This window comes from Paenibacillus woosongensis, from assembly GCF_009725165.1.
In the GTDB taxonomy this organism is placed as follows: domain Bacteria; phylum Bacillota; class Bacilli; order Paenibacillales; family Paenibacillaceae; genus Fontibacillus; species Fontibacillus woosongensis.
Genome location: NZ_WNZW01000004.1, coordinates 161,086 through 181,086, shown reverse-complemented (window position 1 = coordinate 181,086; position 20,001 = coordinate 161,086). Strand labels below are relative to the sequence as shown.

At 49.3% G+C, this 20,001-nt stretch carries 17 protein-coding genes; 6 read left to right on the top strand and 11 right to left on the bottom strand.

Annotated features, from left to right (window positions below; genetic code table 11):
• Nucleotides 1-147: 147 nt before the first annotated feature.
• From GNP95_RS13890 to GNP95_RS13880, 3 genes are all read right to left on the bottom strand, one after another.
• Nucleotides 148-1,908 carry a protein kinase domain-containing protein gene (locus GNP95_RS13890; protein ID WP_196427176.1) on the bottom strand — a complete coding sequence of 587 codons (1,761 nt, stop codon included), beginning with the start codon at nt 1,906-1,908 and terminating at the stop codon, nt 148-150.
• Nucleotides 1,909-2,051: 143 nt separating this feature from the next.
• Nucleotides 2,052-2,312, bottom strand: a complete 261-nt coding sequence (locus GNP95_RS13885; RefSeq protein ID WP_330163448.1) for a hypothetical protein — start codon at nt 2,310-2,312, stop codon at nt 2,052-2,054.
• A 93-nt stretch (nt 2,313-2,405) separates the two neighbouring features.
• A complete protein-coding gene (locus GNP95_RS13880) occupies nt 2,406-3,653 on the bottom strand; it encodes an MDR family MFS transporter (RefSeq protein WP_155611467.1) in 1,248 nt (415 codons plus the stop codon).
• Nucleotides 3,654-3,813: 160 nt separating this feature from the next.
• Here GNP95_RS13880 and GNP95_RS13875 point away from each other — a divergent pair, with 160 nt between their 5' ends.
• The 4 genes from GNP95_RS13875 (at nt 3,814) to GNP95_RS13860 (ending at nt 7,180) form a co-directional block, all read left to right on the top strand.
• On the top strand, nt 3,814-4,524 hold the full coding sequence (locus tag GNP95_RS13875) for a response regulator transcription factor (protein WP_155611466.1): 711 nt from the start codon (nt 3,814-3,816) through the stop codon (nt 4,522-4,524).
• Nucleotides 4,521-5,483: a sensor histidine kinase gene (locus GNP95_RS13870; RefSeq protein WP_155611465.1), complete on the top strand. Its 963-nt coding sequence runs from the start codon at nt 4,521-4,523 to the stop codon at nt 5,481-5,483. The genes GNP95_RS13875 and GNP95_RS13870 overlap by 4 nt, the downstream gene beginning before the upstream one ends.
• Nucleotides 5,484-5,554: 71 nt before the next feature.
• Entirely contained in the window at nt 5,555-6,490 is a 936-nt protein-coding gene (locus GNP95_RS13865) for an ABC transporter ATP-binding protein (RefSeq protein WP_155611464.1), read from the top strand.
• Entirely contained in the window at nt 6,491-7,180 is a 690-nt protein-coding gene (locus tag GNP95_RS13860; protein ID WP_155611463.1) for an ABC transporter permease, read from the top strand.
• A gap of 17 nt (nt 7,181-7,197) precedes the next feature.
• Here GNP95_RS13860 and GNP95_RS13855 read toward each other — a convergent pair whose 3' ends face one another.
• Complete coding sequence (locus GNP95_RS13855; RefSeq protein WP_155611462.1) at nt 7,198-7,359, bottom strand: hypothetical protein; 162 nt, start codon at nt 7,357-7,359, stop codon at nt 7,198-7,200.
• Nucleotides 7,360-7,567: 208 nt separating this feature from the next.
• On the opposite strand from GNP95_RS13855, the gene GNP95_RS13850 reads away from it, so the two are divergent.
• The gene (locus tag GNP95_RS13850) at nt 7,568-8,830 is read left to right on the top strand and encodes a GNAT family N-acetyltransferase (RefSeq protein WP_155611461.1); all 1,263 of its coding nucleotides are present in this window, start codon (nt 7,568-7,570) and stop codon (nt 8,828-8,830) included.
• Between the two features lie 97 nt (nt 8,831-8,927).
• Nucleotides 8,928-10,367, top strand: coding sequence for an aspartate ammonia-lyase (gene aspA / locus GNP95_RS13845; protein ID WP_155611460.1), 1,440 nt, complete (start codon nt 8,928-8,930; stop codon nt 10,365-10,367).
• Here aspA and GNP95_RS26835 read toward each other — a convergent pair.
• The 7 genes from GNP95_RS26835 to GNP95_RS13810 form a co-directional block, all read right to left on the bottom strand.
• Nucleotides 10,343-12,106, bottom strand: a complete 1,764-nt coding sequence (locus GNP95_RS26835) for a sensor histidine kinase (protein ID WP_155611459.1) — start codon at nt 12,104-12,106, stop codon at nt 10,343-10,345. The genes aspA and GNP95_RS26835 overlap by 25 nt on opposite strands.
• 28 nt (nt 12,107-12,134) lie before the next feature.
• Nucleotides 12,135-13,709: a response regulator gene (locus GNP95_RS13835; RefSeq protein WP_155611458.1), complete on the bottom strand. Its 1,575-nt coding sequence runs from the start codon at nt 13,707-13,709 to the stop codon at nt 12,135-12,137.
• 100 nt (nt 13,710-13,809) lie between these two features.
• Nucleotides 13,810-15,483, bottom strand: a complete 1,674-nt coding sequence (locus GNP95_RS13830; RefSeq protein ID WP_155611457.1) for an extracellular solute-binding protein — start codon at nt 15,481-15,483, stop codon at nt 13,810-13,812.
• Nucleotides 15,484-15,563: 80 nt separating this feature from the next.
• Nucleotides 15,564-16,457 carry a carbohydrate ABC transporter permease gene (locus GNP95_RS13825; RefSeq protein ID WP_155611456.1) on the bottom strand — a complete coding sequence of 298 codons (894 nt, stop codon included), beginning with the start codon at nt 16,455-16,457 and terminating at the stop codon, nt 15,564-15,566.
• A 27-nt stretch (nt 16,458-16,484) separates the two neighbouring features.
• Nucleotides 16,485-17,453 carry an ABC transporter permease gene (locus GNP95_RS13820; protein WP_155611455.1) on the bottom strand — a complete coding sequence of 323 codons (969 nt, stop codon included), beginning with the start codon at nt 17,451-17,453 and terminating at the stop codon, nt 16,485-16,487.
• A gap of 206 nt (nt 17,454-17,659) precedes the next feature.
• A complete protein-coding gene (locus GNP95_RS13815) occupies nt 17,660-18,970 on the bottom strand; it encodes a 6-phospho-beta-glucosidase (protein WP_155611454.1) in 1,311 nt (436 codons plus the stop codon).
• On the bottom strand, nt 18,948-19,958 hold the full coding sequence (locus GNP95_RS13810) for an N-acetylglucosamine kinase (protein WP_155611453.1): 1,011 nt from the start codon (nt 19,956-19,958) through the stop codon (nt 18,948-18,950). Before GNP95_RS13810 ends, GNP95_RS13815 begins: the two co-directional genes overlap by 23 nt.
• Nucleotides 19,959-20,001 lie beyond the last annotated feature (43 nt).

The following is a 20,001-nucleotide window of genomic DNA, read 5'->3' as shown; positions in this document are numbered from 1 at the left end:
CATCACTTCAAATTGTAGATTGCCAAAAATGAATTAAACATCCCCCGATCGAGGGATATTTATGATGACTTTCCACGAGAGGAGTTCAATCAAAAAAGGCATACAGCCCTTTGCCGTATACCTTCTATCGTTCAACCATTGCTTAACCTACCTGCGCTCTTCCTCATCCAGCAATCCAATCGTTTTGGCGATAGCAGCAGCCTTCATACGCCGGTCCACCTTCAGCTTCTCAAATATGTTCTTGAGATGCGTTTTAACCGTTTCGCTCGTAACCGTTAATGTGGCGGCTATTTCTTTATTGGACAGCCCTTCGGATACGAGCTTTAGCACCTCCTGCTCTCTTGTAGTTAATGCGCGCTGGACCTCTGCCTGCCCGTCCAGCTCCATAACCCGGTCGTTATCATGTTGAGCTCCAACAGCAAAGGCTGACGACCTGGACTTTAGCACAAACAAAGCCTGTGAGGCTAGATTATTGATGACATGAAATCGCTCTGCTGCAAAATACTCTGTTGTAAGCAAATTCTCCATGTACAGCAAAGCATGAACTTCATTGCGGCTCACGATAGGCATGCAAAGAGCAGTCCCGCTGATCTTGCTTCCTGCAGCCAGAGATGCCTCCCGCGTCTCCGCTGCCTGCATTATCATTTTATCCTGAAGTGCGCCGGCGACAAGCTCTCTTCTAATATATGGGTATGTATCAATAGGAATGTGCTGAAGCGAAGAGACTATGGCATGACTTTCAAGCTTGGCTTCTATATTCACGTACCATTGATTATGGCTAGGGATGATAAGTAAGCCGCGCTGTGCTCCTGCATTTTGTATGATAAGCTTCATGAATTGCTCAGCGATTTGTTCCCCGTTCATATGGTCTGCGAATATCTCTGACGCTTGAACGATAGCCGCCAAATCCAATACTTGAGGATAACTGACAATATTATCGGTGACAACCAGTGTAGTGCGTTGAGCTTGTACGTGATGATCTCCCCGAGAAAAAGTTATATCCTTCGTATGCATAGGCAGTCCGGTATTTGGCGGATCGTTCCCCCCGCTGGCATTTATCCTCCATTTCTCCCGGGCAGCACTGCCGTTCCCGTTCTCTAATAAAGTATGCTCCCCTAGCTGCTCTAAAACGGCTTTCATGCTTGGATAACGATTGTCCGGGTTCTTCGCCAGCATTTTCATGACAATATCCGAGATGATCGGAGGAACCATCTGATTGGTTTCATATAATGGCACAGGCTGCCGGGCCAGATGGGCGTGCGCCCAATCTAGCGCTCCTCGTGCCTTGAAAGGAAGCCTGCTGGCAAATAATTCATAGAAGGCCATCCCCAATGAATAGATATCCGATCGAACGTCAACCGGATAATCCATTCGTCCTGTCTGCTCTGGCGACATATAAACCGGATTTCCTTCCAAGCTGCTCTGGCCTTGCTCCTTCCGTTCATTCATTTGTACGGCATACCCAAACCCAGTCAGGAATACTTCATCCGTATGCCGCTGAATGAGCAAGGTGTCGGGCCTGATATTTAAATGGAGCACTTGCCGGTCATGAAGCTCCTGCAAGCGTGTCACGACGTTCTTCATGATATGAATATACATATCAGGTGTCACAGCCACCATGGACCAATAATCCCGTAAGGTTGACGCGTAAATCGGTTCGTACTCCAGCACCATCACATTTTTGAAATTCATATAGGAAGTAGGCTTAAGAAGACCCTTCATATCCAGCTCGCTCAAAAAGTTAAACTCATGAATAAGCTTGGCGTTTTCAATCGTTGTGCTTCTGCCGCTTTTAACGATTTTTAATAACACCTGCTTAGACGTTTGTTCTAGAGCGGCGAATGCAACTAAAAGATAAGAATCCTCGTAAACCGTCCGTATGATCGAGTAACCGGGAATGTTAATCATTACGCTACAATCCTTTTTAACTGTGATATACCTCATTATAAACTAAAAAGGTCAGCCTAATAGATTCTGAGCGTAAAAAACCCCGGCAATTTTGAGAAAAAAAAGAGCCTCCCAGGCTCCCATAAATAAGGGCTATGTTCTTCTTACAGCGTTACCACTCTGCGCCGCCGTCTTCTCCGTCTTTCCAGCAGCAAGATGGCAAGCAAATCAAACAGCACGAGCGGGATGATAAACGGAGCAAACGCTGCATGAGCCTTGCTGCCCCGCTCATGGACGGACGACACTTGAAGGTACAGCTTATTCCCGCTTACCTTGACGATTTTACCGTACAGCACCGCCCCGGTCTTTGTTTTGATTTTGACCCGCTTATTCAAATGCTTCCTCGCCTGATCACTGATCTTCACCAAGCCATATCACCTCCCCGGCTCATGACACAATATACGCGTCATTTGCCGGGGGAGTGTGGACGTTTGCCCAACATACAGGTTATATCATCCTCAGGAGGAAGCGGCTTGTCCTTCCCGCTCGGCACGAGCCTGCTCCAGCTTCAGCATGCTCCGATGGGCCAAATACAAAAATGGGACGCCGGCAAAGGTCGTCAATCCAAGGAGAGCAAAGATAAGCTGCGACGAAGCAACCCCCAGACCCTCGAGGAGAAAGCCGCCCAGTAAAGGCGCCAATACCATTCCCAAATTATTAAAACCAAACATGCCAAAGTACGCTCCCCGCAGCTCAGGCTCCGCTATTCGATCGACAAGCACATCCGTTGCCGTGAATACCAGCACTTCGCCAACCGTAAATATAACGACGCATATCATTAAAAAGGGAAGTGTGTCCGACATCCCGAATAAAATAAGGCTTGCCCCTGTGAATAAATTACCAGCAATGATCGGCAGTGCCGGCGCAAAGCGGGCAGCGAGCCGAACGAGAGGATATTGAACCGCCAGTACAACTACCGCATTGAGCGATATCAGGTAACTGAACCATTTGACTCCCTCCTCGATTCGCGGACTCATCTCCATGTACTGAGCCAGTGTCGAGTCGAAATGTCCATAACCGAGCACGCAGAAAATCATCCCGGTCAGCACCAGCATAAATGTCCGGTTTCCACTCGTCACTTTCAAAGCCCCGCTGATGCTAAGCCGCTGCTCATTTTCTGTGCTCGCCCCTCCAAGCTCGTGATAACGCCAAAATTGCACGACCAGACAGATGCCGTAACAGGCGTATACTACAGCCGCTATTAAAAACACGCTATTGGAATCGGAAGCGCCTACCTGCAGTCCGAGCAGCGGTCCGACGACAACCCCGATGTTAATGGCCGCATATCGCAAATTGAATACGAGCAGCTTGCTTTCCTTAGGGGTAATATCGGCAAGGAGCGCGCGGGAAGTAGGCTCGAACGTCGCCCTGCACAGACCGTTTAATGCATTCATAATGAAGAAAATCCATATTTTATTCGCAAATGCAAACCCCACAAACACGAGCACCCAACCGAAAATCGCAATGAAGAGCACTTTTTTGCGGCCGATGACATCGGAGATATAACCGCCGTTAAAGCTGGCAAATACGCCGATCAGCGAGCTAACGGCTACGACGATCCCTGTCTCTGCCGGCGTAGCTCCCATGGAGCGGATCAGGTAAATGGACAAGAACGGGATGCTCATCGAAATTGCAGTACGGCCAAAAATCGTGCCGATGATGATCGTCCAGGACAACGGGTGAATTTGTTTCAAATGAGCGTTCATTTATGCGCCTTCTTTATTTACAATTTATTCAAAACTATTCAACCATTTAACTCTGATTTTTTTAAACTGTCAAGATCTATGCTAGACTGCGAATGTGGTAAAATGAAGTTCAATATATAGCCCAATTCCTGGAAAACAAAAGAATAGGTAGGTAACTGTTATGAATCAAAACATACTGCTTGTTGAAGACGATGGTTCGATCAGCGAAATGGTTATCAATTGCTTGTCCAAAGAAGGGTTCTCCATTACGCTCGCCCGCGACGGGGAGGAAGCCCTGCGCTTATTCGGCGAGCAGAGCTACGCGCTTGTGCTGCTTGATCTCATGCTGCCTTACTTAAACGGCATGGATTTCCTCAAAAAAATCAGGGAGCATAGCCGCGTCCCCGTGCTCATTGTGTCAGCGAAAGATAGCGAAGTAGATAAAGCGCTGGGACTTGGCTTTGGAGCGGACGATTACATCGCCAAGCCCTTCTCCTTGATTGAATTGACCGCCCGCGTCAAATCCGCAATTCGGCGGGCGACGGAGTATTCGAATGCGGGAGGCTCCGCTTCCCACAGCCCGAAGATCATCACCGTCAAGGACGTGACTATGGATATCGACAATATCCGGCTGACCAAACATGGGCGTGAAATTCACCTGACCGCCAAAGAGTGGAGCATCCTGAAGCTGCTGTTTACCTATCCGCGAAAAATATTTACCAAAGAGCAGATCTACCGCTCTGTTTGGGGAGACGAGTACTACGGCGATGAGAATATCATTAATGTTCATATGAGCCGGCTGCGCGACAAGGTCGAGGATCATCCTTCCTCCCCGGAATATATCAAGACCATATGGGGTATCGGCTACAAGCTGGGAGATTTTCAGGAATGACCGCTTTACTGTGGCTTTTGACCGCCCTTCTTGCCGGGTCGATCGGCTTGAACCTGATTCAATATGCCGCGCGAAAGAAGCGTGATGCCAGCCTAGCAGAGATATCCAGCAAGTTAAGACGCATTGTCGATAATGAAACCTCTGAACGGCTGCTGCTCTTTACCGATGATAAATATTTGCAAGAGCTGGTCCAAGACATCGAGGGGGTATTGGCCAGCAGTCAGAAAATGGCGGTTCGCTACGCCAGAACCGAGCAGTCCATGCGAAAAATGCTGGCGAATATTTCACATGATTTAAAGACGCCGCTTACCGTCATTCTGGGATACGTCGAAATGATTCAAGCCGATCCTGCCATGGATGAAGCCGAACGAAGCCGCCTGTTTCGCCACGTACAGCACAAAACGACCGAAATTATTGCGTTGGTCCATTCTTTTTTTGACCTGGCGAAATTGGAATCCGGGGACCGGCAGATTGAGATCATAAAAGTACATATGAATGAAATTTGCCGTAAAAATATATTGTCCTTGTACGAGTGGGTTCAATCCAGCGGGATGGAAGCCGTTATCGACATTCCCGACCATCCTATATACGCCTATGGAAATGAGGAAGCACTAGAGAGAGTCTTAAGCAATCTGCTCTCCAACGCGATCCGCTATGGGCATGACGGGGGAGTGCTTGGTCTGGCCCTTGCTGCAGACGAAACCCACGTGACGATAGAAGTATGGGATCGGGGCAAAGGCATTCAGGAGCAAAATCTGGAGCGTGTATTTGAGCGCATGTTTACGCTCGAGGAATCAAGGAATCGTGCCTTCCAAGGCAGCGGACTGGGCTTGACGATTACCAAAAGGCTGGTAGAAGCGATGGAAGGATCGATTGCGCTGCGCAGCGTGCCCTTCCAGAAGACGGTATTCACGATCATGCTGCGCCGCGCAGCCGAGACAAATGTAAGATTTTCTTAAGATTTATATCACAAATAAGTTAATTTCTGCAGCTAGAATGAGGTCGTAAGATCACGGAAGGAGCCATGCCAATGGAATATATCATTCAGACCCGCGGGCTGAGCAAGGCCTATAACGGGAAGGAAACGATCAGCAATGTAAACATGAAGGTCGGAAAGGGAGAAATTTACGGTTTTCTCGGGCCAAATGGCGCAGGCAAAACAACCATCATGAAAATGCTGACCAATCTCGTCAAGCCCACAACCGGGGAAATCCTGCTGTTCAACGAACGTCTGACGTCTGCTTCCTACGAAGTGTTGGGACGGCTCGGCAGCATCATCGAGTACCCGATATTTTATGAGAAGATGACGGCTGCGCAAAACTTGGAGCTGCATGGCGAATATATGGGCTACCATAACAAGCGGGCCATTCAAGAAGCTCTGGATATGGTTCATTTAAGAGATACCGGCCAGAAACCGGTGAAAGAATTTTCTCTGGGCATGAAGCAGCGGCTCGGCATTGCCAGAGCGATTATGACCAGACCCGAACTGCTCATTCTGGATGAGCCGATAAACGGGCTTGATCCTTTAGGAATTCAAGAAATGCGCCAATTGTTCCGAACCTTGAGCAGGGAGTACGGGATTACCCTGTTAATCTCCACTCATCTGCTGGCCGAAATCGAGCAGATTGCAGATACGATCGGTGTAATCAGCGACGGCCGGTTAATTGATGAAGTGTCCATGGATAGTATTCGGGGGCAAAATACGGAGTTTATCGAGTTAATTACAGCTGAACCCAGCCGGGCGGCAGCCATTCTGGACCACCAGCTGCGGATTTCCAACTTCAAAGTAATGCATGACCGGATCATCCGCGTTTACGACCCGTCGATAGGTCAGGGGGAGATTGTCCGGGCGTTAGTACAACAGAACATCGAAATCGAGGCTATCAACAAGAAATCGATGTCCCTGGAGGAATATTTCCTGGATCTTATCCAGCGCAGCAACAACCATATGAAGGGGGCATCATAAATGATCAAGCTTATGAAGCTGGAGCTGAAAAAGCATTCGCTGGGGTGGTATTTCAGCAGTGCGTTTATCGCCAGCCTGTGCATCATAGCCATACTCATATTGATTAATTATGTAGAAACTCCTAATGCAGTTCCCCTCAGAGATTTAGATGAAGCCTTGATTGTCGTAGGGGCTATTGCAAGAGTGACCTGCGTCATTCTGGGCGGAGTGCTAGTAGCTAAACTAATCGTCGAAGAATACAAGAATAAGACCATCTTCATCCTCTTCTCTTATCCGATCAGCCGTAAAAAATTGCTCGGTGCAAAGCTTCTGTTCATCACGATCTTAACTTTCATTACCGTCTTCGTCACCAATTTGTTATCCGCAGGCTTGCTGATGCTGCTCAATTCTTATCTTCATTTCATTCCCGGTAACGTAGATACGGCCTTCTTGCTTAAGCAGCTGTTATCGATGCTCACCTTCTCGGTTGCTACGGCGGGCACCAGCTTAATTCCCCTGTATTTCGGCATGCGCAAGCATTCTGTACCTGCGACGATCGTATCCTCCATTGTTATCGTTGCGCTAATCGGCTCGCACAATCCGGAGTTCTCGATCGCCTCGATCGTTTACGTTCCGTTGGCCCTGGCTGTTGTCGGCGTGCTTATAGCGGCTTGGACGATTCGCAACGTGGAGACAGCCGACGTCGGGTAAATCGGCTAAATTACCGCTTAACGCTGCTGCTTGTCGCGGTTTGCCTTCATTTTCTCGTGAAGCACATCTTTAAACCGGACGGACTTGCGGGGATCGTCATTTTTCCTGGAAAGAGGCATGATCGGTGATCTTGGATGCTGGGAGTAATAGGGCAATGCGCCATGAACGATGATGTCCATACTATTCACGCTCCTTTCATTGCTTTTGTGTTACTTAACCCGTTAATGCATGCTTTAAACTTATTACGTGAAAAAAGGGAATAAAGTTGCAGTTCAGGCGGACGTGGATAATTCATTGTTCCGCCTTATCTGTATTGTAGGTATATTGTGGAACATGGTACATTAGACTTATCTAGTTAACTAATTGAAGCATTGGATGTGACCTAAGATGTCGAATATGGAGATTCGTCCGATTCAGAGCCGAGCCGAGCTGGAAGAGGTCTATAATTTGCTGGAAACCTGTTTTCCAATCAGCAAATCTTATTTTCAATCCCGCCTTGACCACTATACCGCTTACCGCTTTGATACCACCTGGGTAGCTGTTGTGGATGGCGTCATCGCTTCAACGGTTCAAATTTTCCCTTATATTTGCCGCGTAGAGAATGTAACACTCAAGGTGGCCGGCATCGGCAGCGTTGCGACAAAACCAGAATACCGCGGGCAAGGACTAGGTCTGCAAATTTTGCAAAAGCTAACGGAATGGATGGCGCAGGAAGGTTACGATTTGTCGTTGCTCTTCGCGAGCATCCATCCTTTTTATGAGAAATTGGGCTGGAGCATCGTCCCGGAAACGGAATATCGGCTGCCTTCGGAGCAATTCTCTTCCCGAATCAGTCTAGGATCGCCGGATTCGGATACGGCTGTGCATTCCCCTTATTGGGTCAAGCCTCTCGAGCTGTCCGGCGATCTGAAGCAGGTTGCCGCCATTTATGAGCAAACCAATCAGGAACGAACCTTATCACGGGTGCGGGATTCCGTCTACTGGCAGGACGTGCGGCAGTCGGCGGAATGGCTGGAAGGCACCTGGTCCGCAGCTCTGCTGGATGGGGCCGTTGCTGCCTACGGCCGTCTGGGGCGGCGAAATCCGTGGGATAACGAAGCCATCACCCTTGAGGAACTCTGCTATTTGCCAGGACATGAGTCTGCCATCCTGCCGATTCTATCCCATTTGGCTGCACAGCACCCGGATATAAAAACTTGGAAGTTCAGGCTGCCGCCTGATCACGCTTTGCTGCCGCTTCTGAAGGAATGGGATGCGGAGCAGACTGCCTCGGATCTGATGATGTGGAAAATGATCCGCTTGACCGAAACCTTGCAGATCATGAAGCCGGTATTGGAGCGAAGACTGCGTGAAGAGTCAGTTGGCAGCTTCAGATTAGCCCTGCGCTGCGCAGAGCAGTCCGCCCTGCTCATTTATGAAGAGGAGCATTTAGCGATTGTTGCGAATTACGATTCCGGCAAGGCTGCCACCCTGGAGTTCCAGCAGCCGGGGCTGGTGACTATGCTGCTTCATGGCTACAATAGCGACATAACGGTCGACTATTGCCCGGTAGTGCAATTGGAACCGGGAGCGCACCCTCCGGTGAACGAGCTGCTGCAGGTTATGTTTCCGTTTCAAAATTCCGTATTTTATTTAACGGATAAATTCTGATCCGAGCCATTGGATACAAAACAGGCTCTTGACTGGATATCCTGCTGTTGAAAAAGGTTACAATATAGTTGTAGACATAAGGAGAGGTGGAAGAATCATGCCAAACCATTCATTCCGAATCGAAAAGGATTTCCTCGGTTCTTTGGAAGTTCCCAAAGAGGCTTATTACGGCGTCCAAACGATGCGTGCGGTAGAGAATTTTCCCATAACCGGATACAGAATATATTCCGAGCTCATCCATGCGCTCGCCCTGGTAAAGAAAGCGGCCGCTCAGGCGAACATGGACATCGGCCAGCTCGACCCTGCGATCGGCCATGCGATTATCCAGGCAGCAGACGAAATTATGGGCGGACATTATCACGATCAGTTCATTACCGATCCGATTCAGGGCGGCGCAGGCACTTCGATCAACATGAACGCCAACGAAGTGATTGCAAACCGCGCGCTGGAGATTCTCGGCAAAGAGAAGGGCGATTATGCCGCGGTTAGCCCGAACAGCCACGTCAATATGTCCCAATCGACAAATGACGTCTTCCCTACCGCGAACCATATCGCCATTCTGAACCTGCTCGACCGGCTAATTAAGACAACGCGGTCGCTGGCCGATACGTTCAAGAAGAAAGCGCAGGAGTTCGACAGCGTCATCAAAATGGGACGGACTCATCTGCAGGATGCCGTGCCAATCCGTCTTGGACAAGAGTTCGAGGCCTACCGGCGCGTGCTGGAAAGGGACATTCGCAGAATGGACCAGACAAGACAAGCTTTGTTCGAAATCAATATGGGGGCTACAGCAGTCGGCACCGGACTAAACGCAGATCCGAAATATATCAAACGGGTCGTCAAGCTGCTGGCCGAGCTAAGCGGTTATCCGATGTTCTCGGCAGCCCAGCTCGTTGATGCTACCCAGAACTGCGACGCGTATACGGAGACGTCGGCGGCGCTTAAGCTTTGCATGATCAACATGTCCAAAATCGCCAACGATTTACGGCTGATGGCCTCTGGACCTAGAGCGGGGTTCAGGGAAATTTCCCTGCCTGCCCGCCAGCCCGGCTCCTCGATCATGCCGGGCAAAGTCAATCCGGTCATGGCCGAGCTGATTAATCAGGTGGCCTTCCAAGTCATCGGTAACGACACCACTATCGGCATGGCGGCCGAAGCCGGCCAATTCGAGCTGAACGTGATGGAGCCCGTGCTCGTGTTCAACCTGATGCAGTCCATCAGCATCATGAACAATGCCTTCCAATCGTTCCAGAAATACTGCCTAGAAGGAATCACGGCGAATGTGGAGCAAGCCAAAGATTACGTGGATCGGAGCGTCGGCATCATTACCGCGCTTAACCCGCATCTGGGTTACGAAACGGTCAGCAAAATCGCCGCCGAAGCCATTGCGACGGGCCGTTCCGTGCGTGAGCTATGCCTCGAATATAAAGTGTTGACCCCAGAGGAGCTCGATGAAATCCTCGATCCCCATGAGATGACCTCGCCTGGAATTGCCGGAGCGAGATTCCTGCATCATACCCCTTCCTCCGGGAAGTAAGGAGTGGCCGGGATGACGATCTGCACCGTCGTCCCCATCCCCGGCCTGCTGCCGATCGTTACGCCGTATTCAGCGCCAAAGTGGAGCTGGATGCGGCTATTTACGTTGCGGATGCCGAAGCCGACGTTCTGGCCTTCCACCGGGTCGAAGATGCGGCGAATGAGTGCAGGTGGAAGGCCCAGGCCATTATCGATCACCTTGAAGACGATATTGTCGCCGTTCTTTCTCGCCTCGATCCGAATATGTAGAGCATCGCCAAACCACGCATGCTCCAGCGCATTTTCAATAAAAGGCTGCAATATCAATTTAATCGTAACGTACCTTGCTATCTCCGGGTCGAGGTCATAGGAAATCGTCACCTTGTCCCCGTATTTTGTCCTCTGAATATTGAGATAGGCTTCAGCCTGCTCCAGCTCATGGCGAATCGGGATCACCGTCCTTCCTTCATTTAAAGAAAGACGATAGAACTTGGCGAGATCAAGCACCATCTTCTGCAGCTTGTCGATTTCGCCAAATTTGGCCAGCCGGCTGATGGAAGACAGCGTATTATACAGAAAATGCGGATTGATCTGCGCCTGCAAGGATTCCAGCTCCGCCTCCTTCTTTTCGATTTGCGTCAGATACACCTGTTCGATAAGATGATCGATGTTCTGTCCCATCTCATTCAGCGCGGAGGCGATTTGCGAAAATTCATCCTTGCCCTTGTAGCGCATCCGTTTATGCAGGTCGCCTTCGCGAAAAGCATTTAATACAGAGACGATTTTCATGACGCGTACCGAGAAATACCGCGAAATGAACATGCCCGCGACCGAGAATACGATCAGTAAAACAGCACATGTCCCTAATATAAACATGCTGACCCGCACAGAATCCCGCTCCATAATTGTCATTGGCACATAGGCATGCAGCTTCCAATTCCCGTCATTCAAGGTTTCGGTAATGGTTAAATAATCCTTCTCCGACAGTTCTTCTACTCTCCGGCCTGCGGGGAATTCGCCCGACTGATATAGAATCTTCCCCTGCTCATCCCTCAAGAGCAGCACGCTGCCCTCCCCGATTTTTAAATAGTCCATCGCTTCAAACAGCTCCTGAATTCGAGCGCTAACACGCATAAATCCGACTTCCTTGACTTCCAGCGGGAATACATCAACCATACGCCGCAACAGAGATATCCGCCCGAATTCCTCGTCGCGCTGCACTTTTTTCCAGACCATCGTTTTCCCGTATTCCTCTTCGGGATAGGTCCTGTACCACTCTTGATCAACTAGCCGGTCCAAATGATATATATTGTATTTGCGTTCCAGCATATCTAGGTTCTCATGTTCAAAAGAGCCATAATAGGTTTCGTTAAAATGCTGATTCTGCAAAAAAATGAACATGGCAATATTGATCCGTGCCGCCTGCATCGCATTCTGGAACTTGGGCCTGAGAATTCTCATCGTTCTGTCATAGGTATCCCATCCGTTGTCAAAATGGCGCAGCTGAAAAACCAGGGAATAATCATCATATATAATAGAAGAAACTCGTTCCACATCCTCCAGTTTGTATTCGATATTATCCCGAATTTGCAGCAGCGTGGCCTGCGTATTCGTCCGGGCATGCTTGCGGATCGACTCCTGATACATGGCATTCGAGAAATAGCCGATGGCAATGACAGGAATGACGATAAAGAACATATATGTAAGCATCAGCTTATAGCCGAACGGAATATACGGCCTCTGTCTTTTTTTCTCTTTCATAGGGACCAGCATGTCTTCCCTCCCCGCATTACTCTCGTTTGCGAAACTCCATTGGCGTCATCCCGTAGGTTTCTTTAAATTGCTTGCTGAAATAAGGGATATAACGATATCCAACCTGATCGGCCACTTCATAAATTTTGAGCGTCGGATTCCGCAGCAGCTCGCAGGCTTTTTCCATTCTGAGCTGAACCAGCATTTCGCTAAAGGTCTTTCCTACCTCTTCCTTAAATAGATGGCCCAAATAATTCGGCGAGAAGGAAAACTTGTGAGCGATATCCTTCAACGTCATATTCTCATGCATCTGCTCCTGCATCGTGCTCAATATATCGCGGATCAGCCTGCTGCACTGGGAGTTCTCCCTTTGCCGCAAGGTTTCGGAGATTTCGAATGCTTTACGAACAAGCCAGGAGCGAATATCGTCCATCATTTCGAATTTCAATACAATATCCAGACTAGAAAGCTCGAAACCAAGCATTTTGGACAGATCCTCATCCAGCGTGCTCAAATAATGCTCCAGCTTGAAGACGATATACATCGCCAGATTGTAAATCGTAAATTTGGAGCGCAGCGTCGATACGGATTGGAACAAATTATCGATTTCATCATGTATTTTAACGAGCTCGTAATTGGACATGGCCTTGAACAAAGCATCGAGACGAATGTCCAGCGTTTTTGCATCCCTCATTTCCGTAGTACGGCGAACTTCTTCATATTTAATGAGATGCCCCCGGCCAATAAACATTTTGCCATCCAGCGCTTCAAGCGCCTGCCTATAGGATTGGGGGAGCAGAGATATTTCCTGAACCGGCTCTCCAAGACCTATCGTCACGGAAACGTCCAGTTTCGAGTTAACCGCTTCATATAATGCCGTAAAACTTTCATTCACTCGATCTCCCTGCATAATGACGGCTAACCGCCGTTTCGACAGCTTGCAGGCATGCTCCATGCCGCACTCCTGCAGCAGCTTATTGATTTTCTGCAGCAAATGATCCGAGTATCCAGCCTCTTCTGGCATGCTCTGCTGTTTCCAACTCAACTCATCCGTTTCAATAACGGCCGCCCGCAGCGGTCCTTGAAGCGCAAATAACCCATTGGCTGCAGCTAGCTTGGTCAAAGCCTCAGACTCCTCCCCCTGCAGCTCGCCCTCCAGCAATCGAATGAGCAGCTCATTTTTGGCCATCGGAATCATGCTTTGGTAATGCTTCTCGGCTTCCTTTCGTTTACCTTCGAGCTCGAGCTCCTGCTTGATCGTCTGGAGAGATGCGATCAGTTCATCGTCATCCACCGGCTTAAGCACATAGCTGCAGGCCTTCATCGATAACGCCTGCTTTACATAGTGGAAATCCTGGTAACCGCTTACAAATACAATGCGAATGTCCGGCTTCTTCTCGATGGCCTTTCGTGCCAGCTCCAGCCCTGACATGTTGGGCATATTGATATCCGTCACCAATATATCCACTGGCCGATGCTTGATAACATCGCAGGCAGCGAATCCATTACTCACGGCATCAACCACTTCAAGCCCCAGCTCAGACCAAGGAATGAACCGCTTCATGCCTTCAAGATCCAGCATTTCGTCATCGGCTAACAGTACTTTATACATGATGCCCCTCCTCCGAGTCATCGTCTTGGGTTCTAGGATAATCCTCTCAGCAAATAGGCAACACAATGAGGGGTCCCGCAGGCCCCCTCAAACACAACTATTAATTTCTATTAATCATTGCCTTGTTCTCTTCCCACTTCATTGTATAATAGTCGAGCACCTTTTGGAATCCAGCTTTCATCGAATCTTCATGGGCCTTATCCAGTATTGCTAACGCTTCTGCATCCGTCTTAGCATACATGGACTGCGGTCTTGCCTTCAGCCATATATCCTTAACCCGCTGGAAGGCAATTCCTTCCTCGGTATCCGGCATCGGGTGCATATTTACAAACTCCGTATAGTCACCTTGAGTTTTCCATGTGATTTTATATTGCCAGTAAGTGGCCCAGTTGCGGTCCTCTTCCTTCAAGGTCTCTTCGTATTTCCCTTTCATATCATCCAGGTATACTGTATTACCCACCCACTGGAACGGATCTGTGCTTTTTTGATACTCGGCCAGCTGATCTCGTTGCGTGACATATTTTTCCGTAAATATCGGCGTAATTCCATCCTCCTGCCAGCCTTGCCAGTACTCTCCCTCAACTCCGTAATATTGCAGGACCATACCCTCTGGTCCCGTCCACCAGTCAAGGAACGCAAATACAGCTTCAGGGTCCTTCGCGCTCGTTGTAATCACCGCAGCATTCCAGCCCAGTTTATTATAAGTGCCCGGATAAATTTTGTTCTTATCCAGGCCTTCCTTGTGAATCGGCCAAATCATAAAGTAACCATCATTGGGATCTTTCTTTCTTAACGCTACGTCAGCTTCCATGGCGAATACCGTCGGGTTCCCGGAAGCATACACAGCTACTCGGCCGGATACGAGCTTCTCTTGAACCTGGTCACGGGTTTGTGTCATAGCATCCTGTGTGATCAGACCCTCACGGAATAATTTAGCCGTATAGACCACAGATTCACGGAACGCCTCGTCTTTATAAATCGATTCCATCTTATCGCCGACAGGAACGGCGTAATATCTTTCGGCACTTAAATTATTTTCTTTAAATGCAGAATAAATTTGGCTTAGACCATGTCCCTCTGCGGCCAGATCTGTTTCCAGTGGAATGACGTTCGGATATTTCTCTTTAACCATTTTCAAATAGTTGTATAAATCGTCAGTCGTCTCAAGCTTAGGAGATCCGAGTTCCTCGTAGATTTTCTTGTTCACTACCCAGCCCGCATTACCATTCGGACGGTTCGTATACCAATTCGGGAATTGATATAGCTTCCCGTCCGGTGAACGCAGCATATTTAATGCTACAGGGTCAAGCCATTTTTTCAGATTCGGATATTTATCCAGGTAATCATCAAGCGGCACAAGAAGCCCAGCTTCCCGAAGACGCTCTACGTCTGCACCACGTTCTCCCCAAACGATGTCCGGCAAGTCACCGGAAGCAATCATCGTGTTGAGCTTTTGAGCATTATTGCCACCGTTCGGAATTTCCTTAATTGTGATTTTTTTGTTGTCTTGAACCCACTTTGTCATGGGATCTGCTCCCCACTTCGGCATCGTGTACCACTCATAGTTACCGAAGATTGAGATTTCAAGAGGCTCTTTGCCAAGCTCATACAGGTTGGATTCCTCAGAAGGTGTATTCCCCTCCTGCTGCTGCTCTCCTCCAGTGTTGCTCGGTGCGGCTCCTTTGTTGCCCCCACTGCCTGAGGAGCAACCCACCATGAGTGAGAAGACCATCATCACAGACAAGATACTGATCAGCCAATTTCTTTTTTTCATCCTGCTGCTTTCCCCTTTCAAATTCTTAATTTATGTTTAAAGCATGATGCTCTAAACGCTATGCATACGAGCAGCCCGATCTACTCTTTTAGCGAACCTACAAGAACCCCTTTAACGAAATGCTTCTGTACGAATGGATATACCGTAATGATCGGAAGCGTGGCTACCATCATCGTTGCCATGGACAAGGATTTGCTTGTAATCGTTCTCACTTTGGCCATATGTGCCAGAGCCGAGGAATCAAGCCCTCCCTGATCCGATACAATATTCGAAAGAAGAATCTGCCGGAGGATGGTCTGGATCGGATATTTTTCTACATCCGAAATATAAATCCCCGCCAGGAACCATTCATTCCAATGCGTAACCGCCGTAAATAAGCACAAAGTCGCTATGACCGGACCCGACAGCGGGATTACGATACGAAAGAAAGTCCCCCAGTTTCCGCAACCGTCTATTTGTGCCGATTCCTCGAGCCCTGCCGGAAGCCCCTGGAAGAAAGTACGGAAAATAATCATATTCCAGACTCCAATCAGGGAAGGGATGATAAATACCCAGAAGGAATTCATCAATCCAAGATTACGAATGAGCAGGAATGTAGGAATGAGGCCGCCCCCGAAGTACAACGTAATAATACATATAATCATGTAATATTTGCGGCCGATTAATTCTTTTTTTGACATGCCATATGCAAAGATGGCTGTACATAAAATCGATGAGAATGTACCGATCACTGTACGAAGAACCGAGACAACAAAACCGTTAATCAGCCTCTCGTCCTTAAACACCACGCCATAATTCTCCAATGTGAACACTCTGGGCCAAAGTGTAATTCCGCCTCTTGAAGTATCCATTCCTTCGTTAAAGGATATCGCCAGCGCATTCAGGAATGGATACAAGGTTGTAATCGCCAGTAAACTCAAGAAAACATAAATGATCATTACCATGAGCCGATCGCCGAAGCTTTCACGTACCATTTCCGCATTCCTCCAATTGTGTCAGAATTACCATAGACTGTTACCAGATCTTCTAGCTATTAGGTTCGCCAATGTCAAAAGTCCAACACTTACCACTGCTTTGAACAAACCGACCGCCGTAGCGAAAGAGTAACGGTAGTTTTCAATACCCACCCGCACGACATAAGTGTCGATAACATCGGAGACGTCCCTAAGCGATTTATCTGCAGCGAGGATCAGGATATCTTCAAAGCCTGCACTGAGCAGATTGCCGATAGCCAAAATCATGAAGATCGTAACAACGGGCATGATCGAAGGAAGCGTTATCAAATAAATTTGTTTAAAGCGGCTTGCCCCATCGATGGAGGCTGCCTCATAAGTATGCGGGTCAACTCCGGCAATCGCTGCCAAATACACGATCGAACCGAAACCAATCTCTTTCCACACATTCGTAGTGATGAGAATTCCCCAAAAATACTCCGGTAAGGACAAGAAATTAATCGGCTGGGAGATCAGGTTAAAGCGCTCCAGCAGCATATTGACGGCACCGCTGTCTACGGACAGCAAGGAGCTCACCAGACCGCCAACAATAACCCAGGACATAAAGTATGGCAAGTAAGTCACGGTTTGGACGGTTCTTTTAAATGCCATATTCCGGACTTCATTCAGCATTAAGGCCAGGATGATTGGCGCCGGAAATCCAATTAGAAATTTAAGAAAGCTGATGACGATCGTGTTGCGCATCACCACACCGAATTCCGGCGAGTTAAAAAAATAATTAAAATGCTTGAATCCTACCCAGGGACTGCTCGTGAAGCTGCTGCCGATTTTATAGTCCTGAAAAGAGATTAAAATTCCGTACATCGGAATGTACGAAAAGACAAAAACGAGCGCCAAAGCCGGGATGACCATTAACTGCAAATCCCATTGTTTCAAAAAGCGCATCAGCCCACTCTTCTTTTTTTTGGTCTGCGGCAGGCTTGGCTGCATACTTTTTTCAACGGAAAGCTGTGACATATGTTGTTCCCTCCTACTCCGTTTTCCAACGTCACTGAAGTAATCCACACTTATATCTTAAAAAAGCCGGAGGGTATTAACTACTTGCCTAATCAACTAAATCTGATAAAAATCACCGTCTTTATAAAATCTGTAATTATAAAAAAAGGGAGATCCCTTTTGCCATCGTTGATGACTATTGGGACACCCCCTGATTATCGTATGGTTTAGGCAAAAAAGTTCGGCAAATAATGGCGATGTGCTTCCAGCATTTCATCCAGGAGTATTTTGGCCGTAGAGACGGATGGCACGAGCGGGTGATGAACCAATGCCTGAAGCGCCAGCTCCCGATTACCGGTAACCGCTGCTTCTATCGTTAAGCTCTCATAGGTCTTCACCGCATGCAATAGGCCCTTGATATGCGGCGGCACATGTCCTGGAACGAGCGGAATCGGTCCGCCAGAGGTCACCACGCAGTTTACCTCGATGGAGGCATCTTCAGGCAAGAAATTATAGATTCCCCCATTGGCCACATTCAGCGTCTGAATGTCGTTGCGCCCCAGATAGAGCGACTGCATCAGTCTTACGGCCGCCTCGGAATAATAAGCTCCGCCGCGCTGCTCCAGCTGTTTCGGCTTCTCTTCCAGGGTCTCGTCCTCGTACAGCTCGAACAATTCCTTCTCTACCCGGCTGACGATATCGGCGCGTGTTCCGTTCTGCCGCAGCGACTCCTTCATTTCCGCAAACATCTCATTTTGCATGTAAAAATATTTGAGATAATAGGTGGGCACGGCGGCCAGCGATTGCAGGAACTCAGGGTCCCAGCCGAAAGTAGGAACGTTCGATGCGGTATACTCGCCGCCCTCCCCCGCGAGGAGCTCGGACAGAACCTCCTTGCCGTTCACAAGGGCGGAGGTTACCCAGTGCAGATGGTTAATGCCGACAAATTCCGGCAGCACCTTCTCCTCCGGCACGTGATAGGCCGCGGCCAGAGATTTTTTGAAATTGATCGGCGAGTTGCACAGACCGATCGTCCGAACGCGAGAATATTTCTGAACCGCCTCGGTGATCATGCCCGCCGGGTTAGTAAAGTTCAGCATCCATGCATGCGGAGCCAGCTCCTCGATATCGCGGCAGATGTCCAAAATAACAGGAATCGTGCGCAGCGCCTTGAACATCCCTCCGGGGCCGGTCGTCTCCTGGCCGATCACGCCATGCTGGATCGGGATATGCTCATCGAGCTTTCTCGCTTCCAGCATGCCAACGCGCATCTGCGTCGATACGAAGTCCGCGTCTTTAATCGCTTCCCTCCGGTTCAGGGTCAGGTGCACCTGAATAGGCAGCCCGGCCTTGTGGACCATCCGTTTGGCGAGATTGCCGACGATATCCAGCTTGCGTTTTCCGGCCTCGATATCGACCAGCCAGATTTCAGCTATAGGCATTTCACCATAGCCATTTATCAGACCTTCTACCAGCTCAGGGGTATACGAGGAGCCCCCGCCGATTACAGCTATTTTAAGACCGCGTGTATCCTTCATTCTCTGCCACTCCCTTCAGATCGCTGAAGCTTGTATTACGCAAACGGCTCATGATTTCCTCACTCGCCACATGTCCCGCTTTATCCATTGCACTTAATACCGCGCCTGCCACCGGCTCCATCGTAATGCGGGCCACCTTCGCCCGGGGAGCCGTCTGGCGTACGGTTCTGGCCAGCGCTTCGGTCATAATTGTGCTCCGGCCCTTGGCAAGGATGCTGCCGCCGAGCACGACTTCGAATTCATCCTTCTCCATGCCCAGCCGGCGAATCAGCGCTGCGGCTGCATTTCCCAGTTCGCTGCCCTGCTCTGCCAAATGACTGGCAGCAAGCTCGTCGCCTTGCTCAGCCGCGGCAAATACAACCTCCGCCAGAGATAGCGGAGGAACATAGCCTTGATCCAGCGCCGCGTCCAGCATTTGCGGGACGCTTTGGAAGCCTGTAGCCTTCAGTACGAGATCATGGAGAGCCGTGGGTTTGCCCCGCAAATCCCAGGCCTTCACCGCAGAACGAAACGCGAAATTCGCGAGATCCCTCCCTGAGCCCTGGCCATCGCCATAAATATATCCGAACCCGCCATACTGCAACTCTTCGCCGGCAAGATTACGGGCGGCGGCATTGAATCCCGTACCGCTGATGACAACAGCCCCGTAGGGTCGTGCCGTGCCTGAACGCATCGCAATCATCGTATCGCAGGCGATGGAATGCTGCGGGAAGCCTAGCCTTCGAATCATCGGACGCAGCACCGCATAATCGGGCTCGCGGTCCGCTCCGGCGAGACCGAAATAAGCATGCGTAATATTTTCCGTGGATAACCCTGCTTGCCGGAGCGCCTGATGGCAGGCTGAAGCAATATGGCTCTCCGCGTGGACCGGGTTAGTCTGATGATTTCCATTCCCGCTTGCACCGCGGCCGAGTGTCTCGCCCTTCTCGTTGACGATAAGGCTATATGTCTTGCTGCCGCCAGCGTCGACACCCAAAAAGATGTTCATAGGTCATCTCTCCTTCTCCTTTAGGATACGAGGATAACCTGCC

Bases quoted from the DNA above. Each gene is read 5' to 3' on its own strand.
- GNP95_RS13890 (WP_196427176.1), bottom strand. From the start codon at position 1,908: ATGATTAACATTCCCGGTTACTCGATCATACGGACGGTTTACGAGGAT.
- GNP95_RS13880 (WP_155611467.1), bottom strand. From the start codon at position 3,653: ATGAACGCTCATTTGAAACAAATTCACCCGTTGTCCTGGACGATCATC.
- GNP95_RS13875 (WP_155611466.1), top strand. From the start codon at position 3,814: ATGAATCAAAACATACTGCTTGTTGAAGACGATGGTTCGATCAGCGAA.
- GNP95_RS13870 (WP_155611465.1), top strand. From the start codon at position 4,521: ATGACCGCTTTACTGTGGCTTTTGACCGCCCTTCTTGCCGGGTCGATC.
- GNP95_RS13865 (WP_155611464.1), top strand. From the start codon at position 5,555: ATGGAATATATCATTCAGACCCGCGGGCTGAGCAAGGCCTATAACGGG.
- GNP95_RS13860 (WP_155611463.1), top strand. From the start codon at position 6,491: ATGATCAAGCTTATGAAGCTGGAGCTGAAAAAGCATTCGCTGGGGTGG.
- GNP95_RS13855 (WP_155611462.1), bottom strand. From the start codon at position 7,359: ATGGACATCATCGTTCATGGCGCATTGCCCTATTACTCCCAGCATCCA.
- GNP95_RS13850 (WP_155611461.1), top strand. From the start codon at position 7,568: ATGTCGAATATGGAGATTCGTCCGATTCAGAGCCGAGCCGAGCTGGAA.
- aspA (WP_155611460.1), top strand. From the start codon at position 8,928: ATGCCAAACCATTCATTCCGAATCGAAAAGGATTTCCTCGGTTCTTTG.
- GNP95_RS26835 (WP_155611459.1), bottom strand. From the start codon at position 12,106: ATGAAAGAGAAAAAAAGACAGAGGCCGTATATTCCGTTCGGCTATAAG.
- GNP95_RS13835 (WP_155611458.1), bottom strand. From the start codon at position 13,709: ATGTATAAAGTACTGTTAGCCGATGACGAAATGCTGGATCTTGAAGGC.
- GNP95_RS13830 (WP_155611457.1), bottom strand. From the start codon at position 15,483: ATGAAAAAAAGAAATTGGCTGATCAGTATCTTGTCTGTGATGATGGTC.
- GNP95_RS13825 (WP_155611456.1), bottom strand. From the start codon at position 16,457: ATGGTACGTGAAAGCTTCGGCGATCGGCTCATGGTAATGATCATTTAT.
- GNP95_RS13820 (WP_155611455.1), bottom strand. From the start codon at position 17,453: ATGTCACAGCTTTCCGTTGAAAAAAGTATGCAGCCAAGCCTGCCGCAG.
- GNP95_RS13815 (WP_155611454.1), bottom strand. From the start codon at position 18,970: ATGAAGGATACACGCGGTCTTAAAATAGCTGTAATCGGCGGGGGCTCC.
- GNP95_RS13810 (WP_155611453.1), bottom strand. From the start codon at position 19,958: ATGAACATCTTTTTGGGTGTCGACGCTGGCGGCAGCAAGACATATAGC.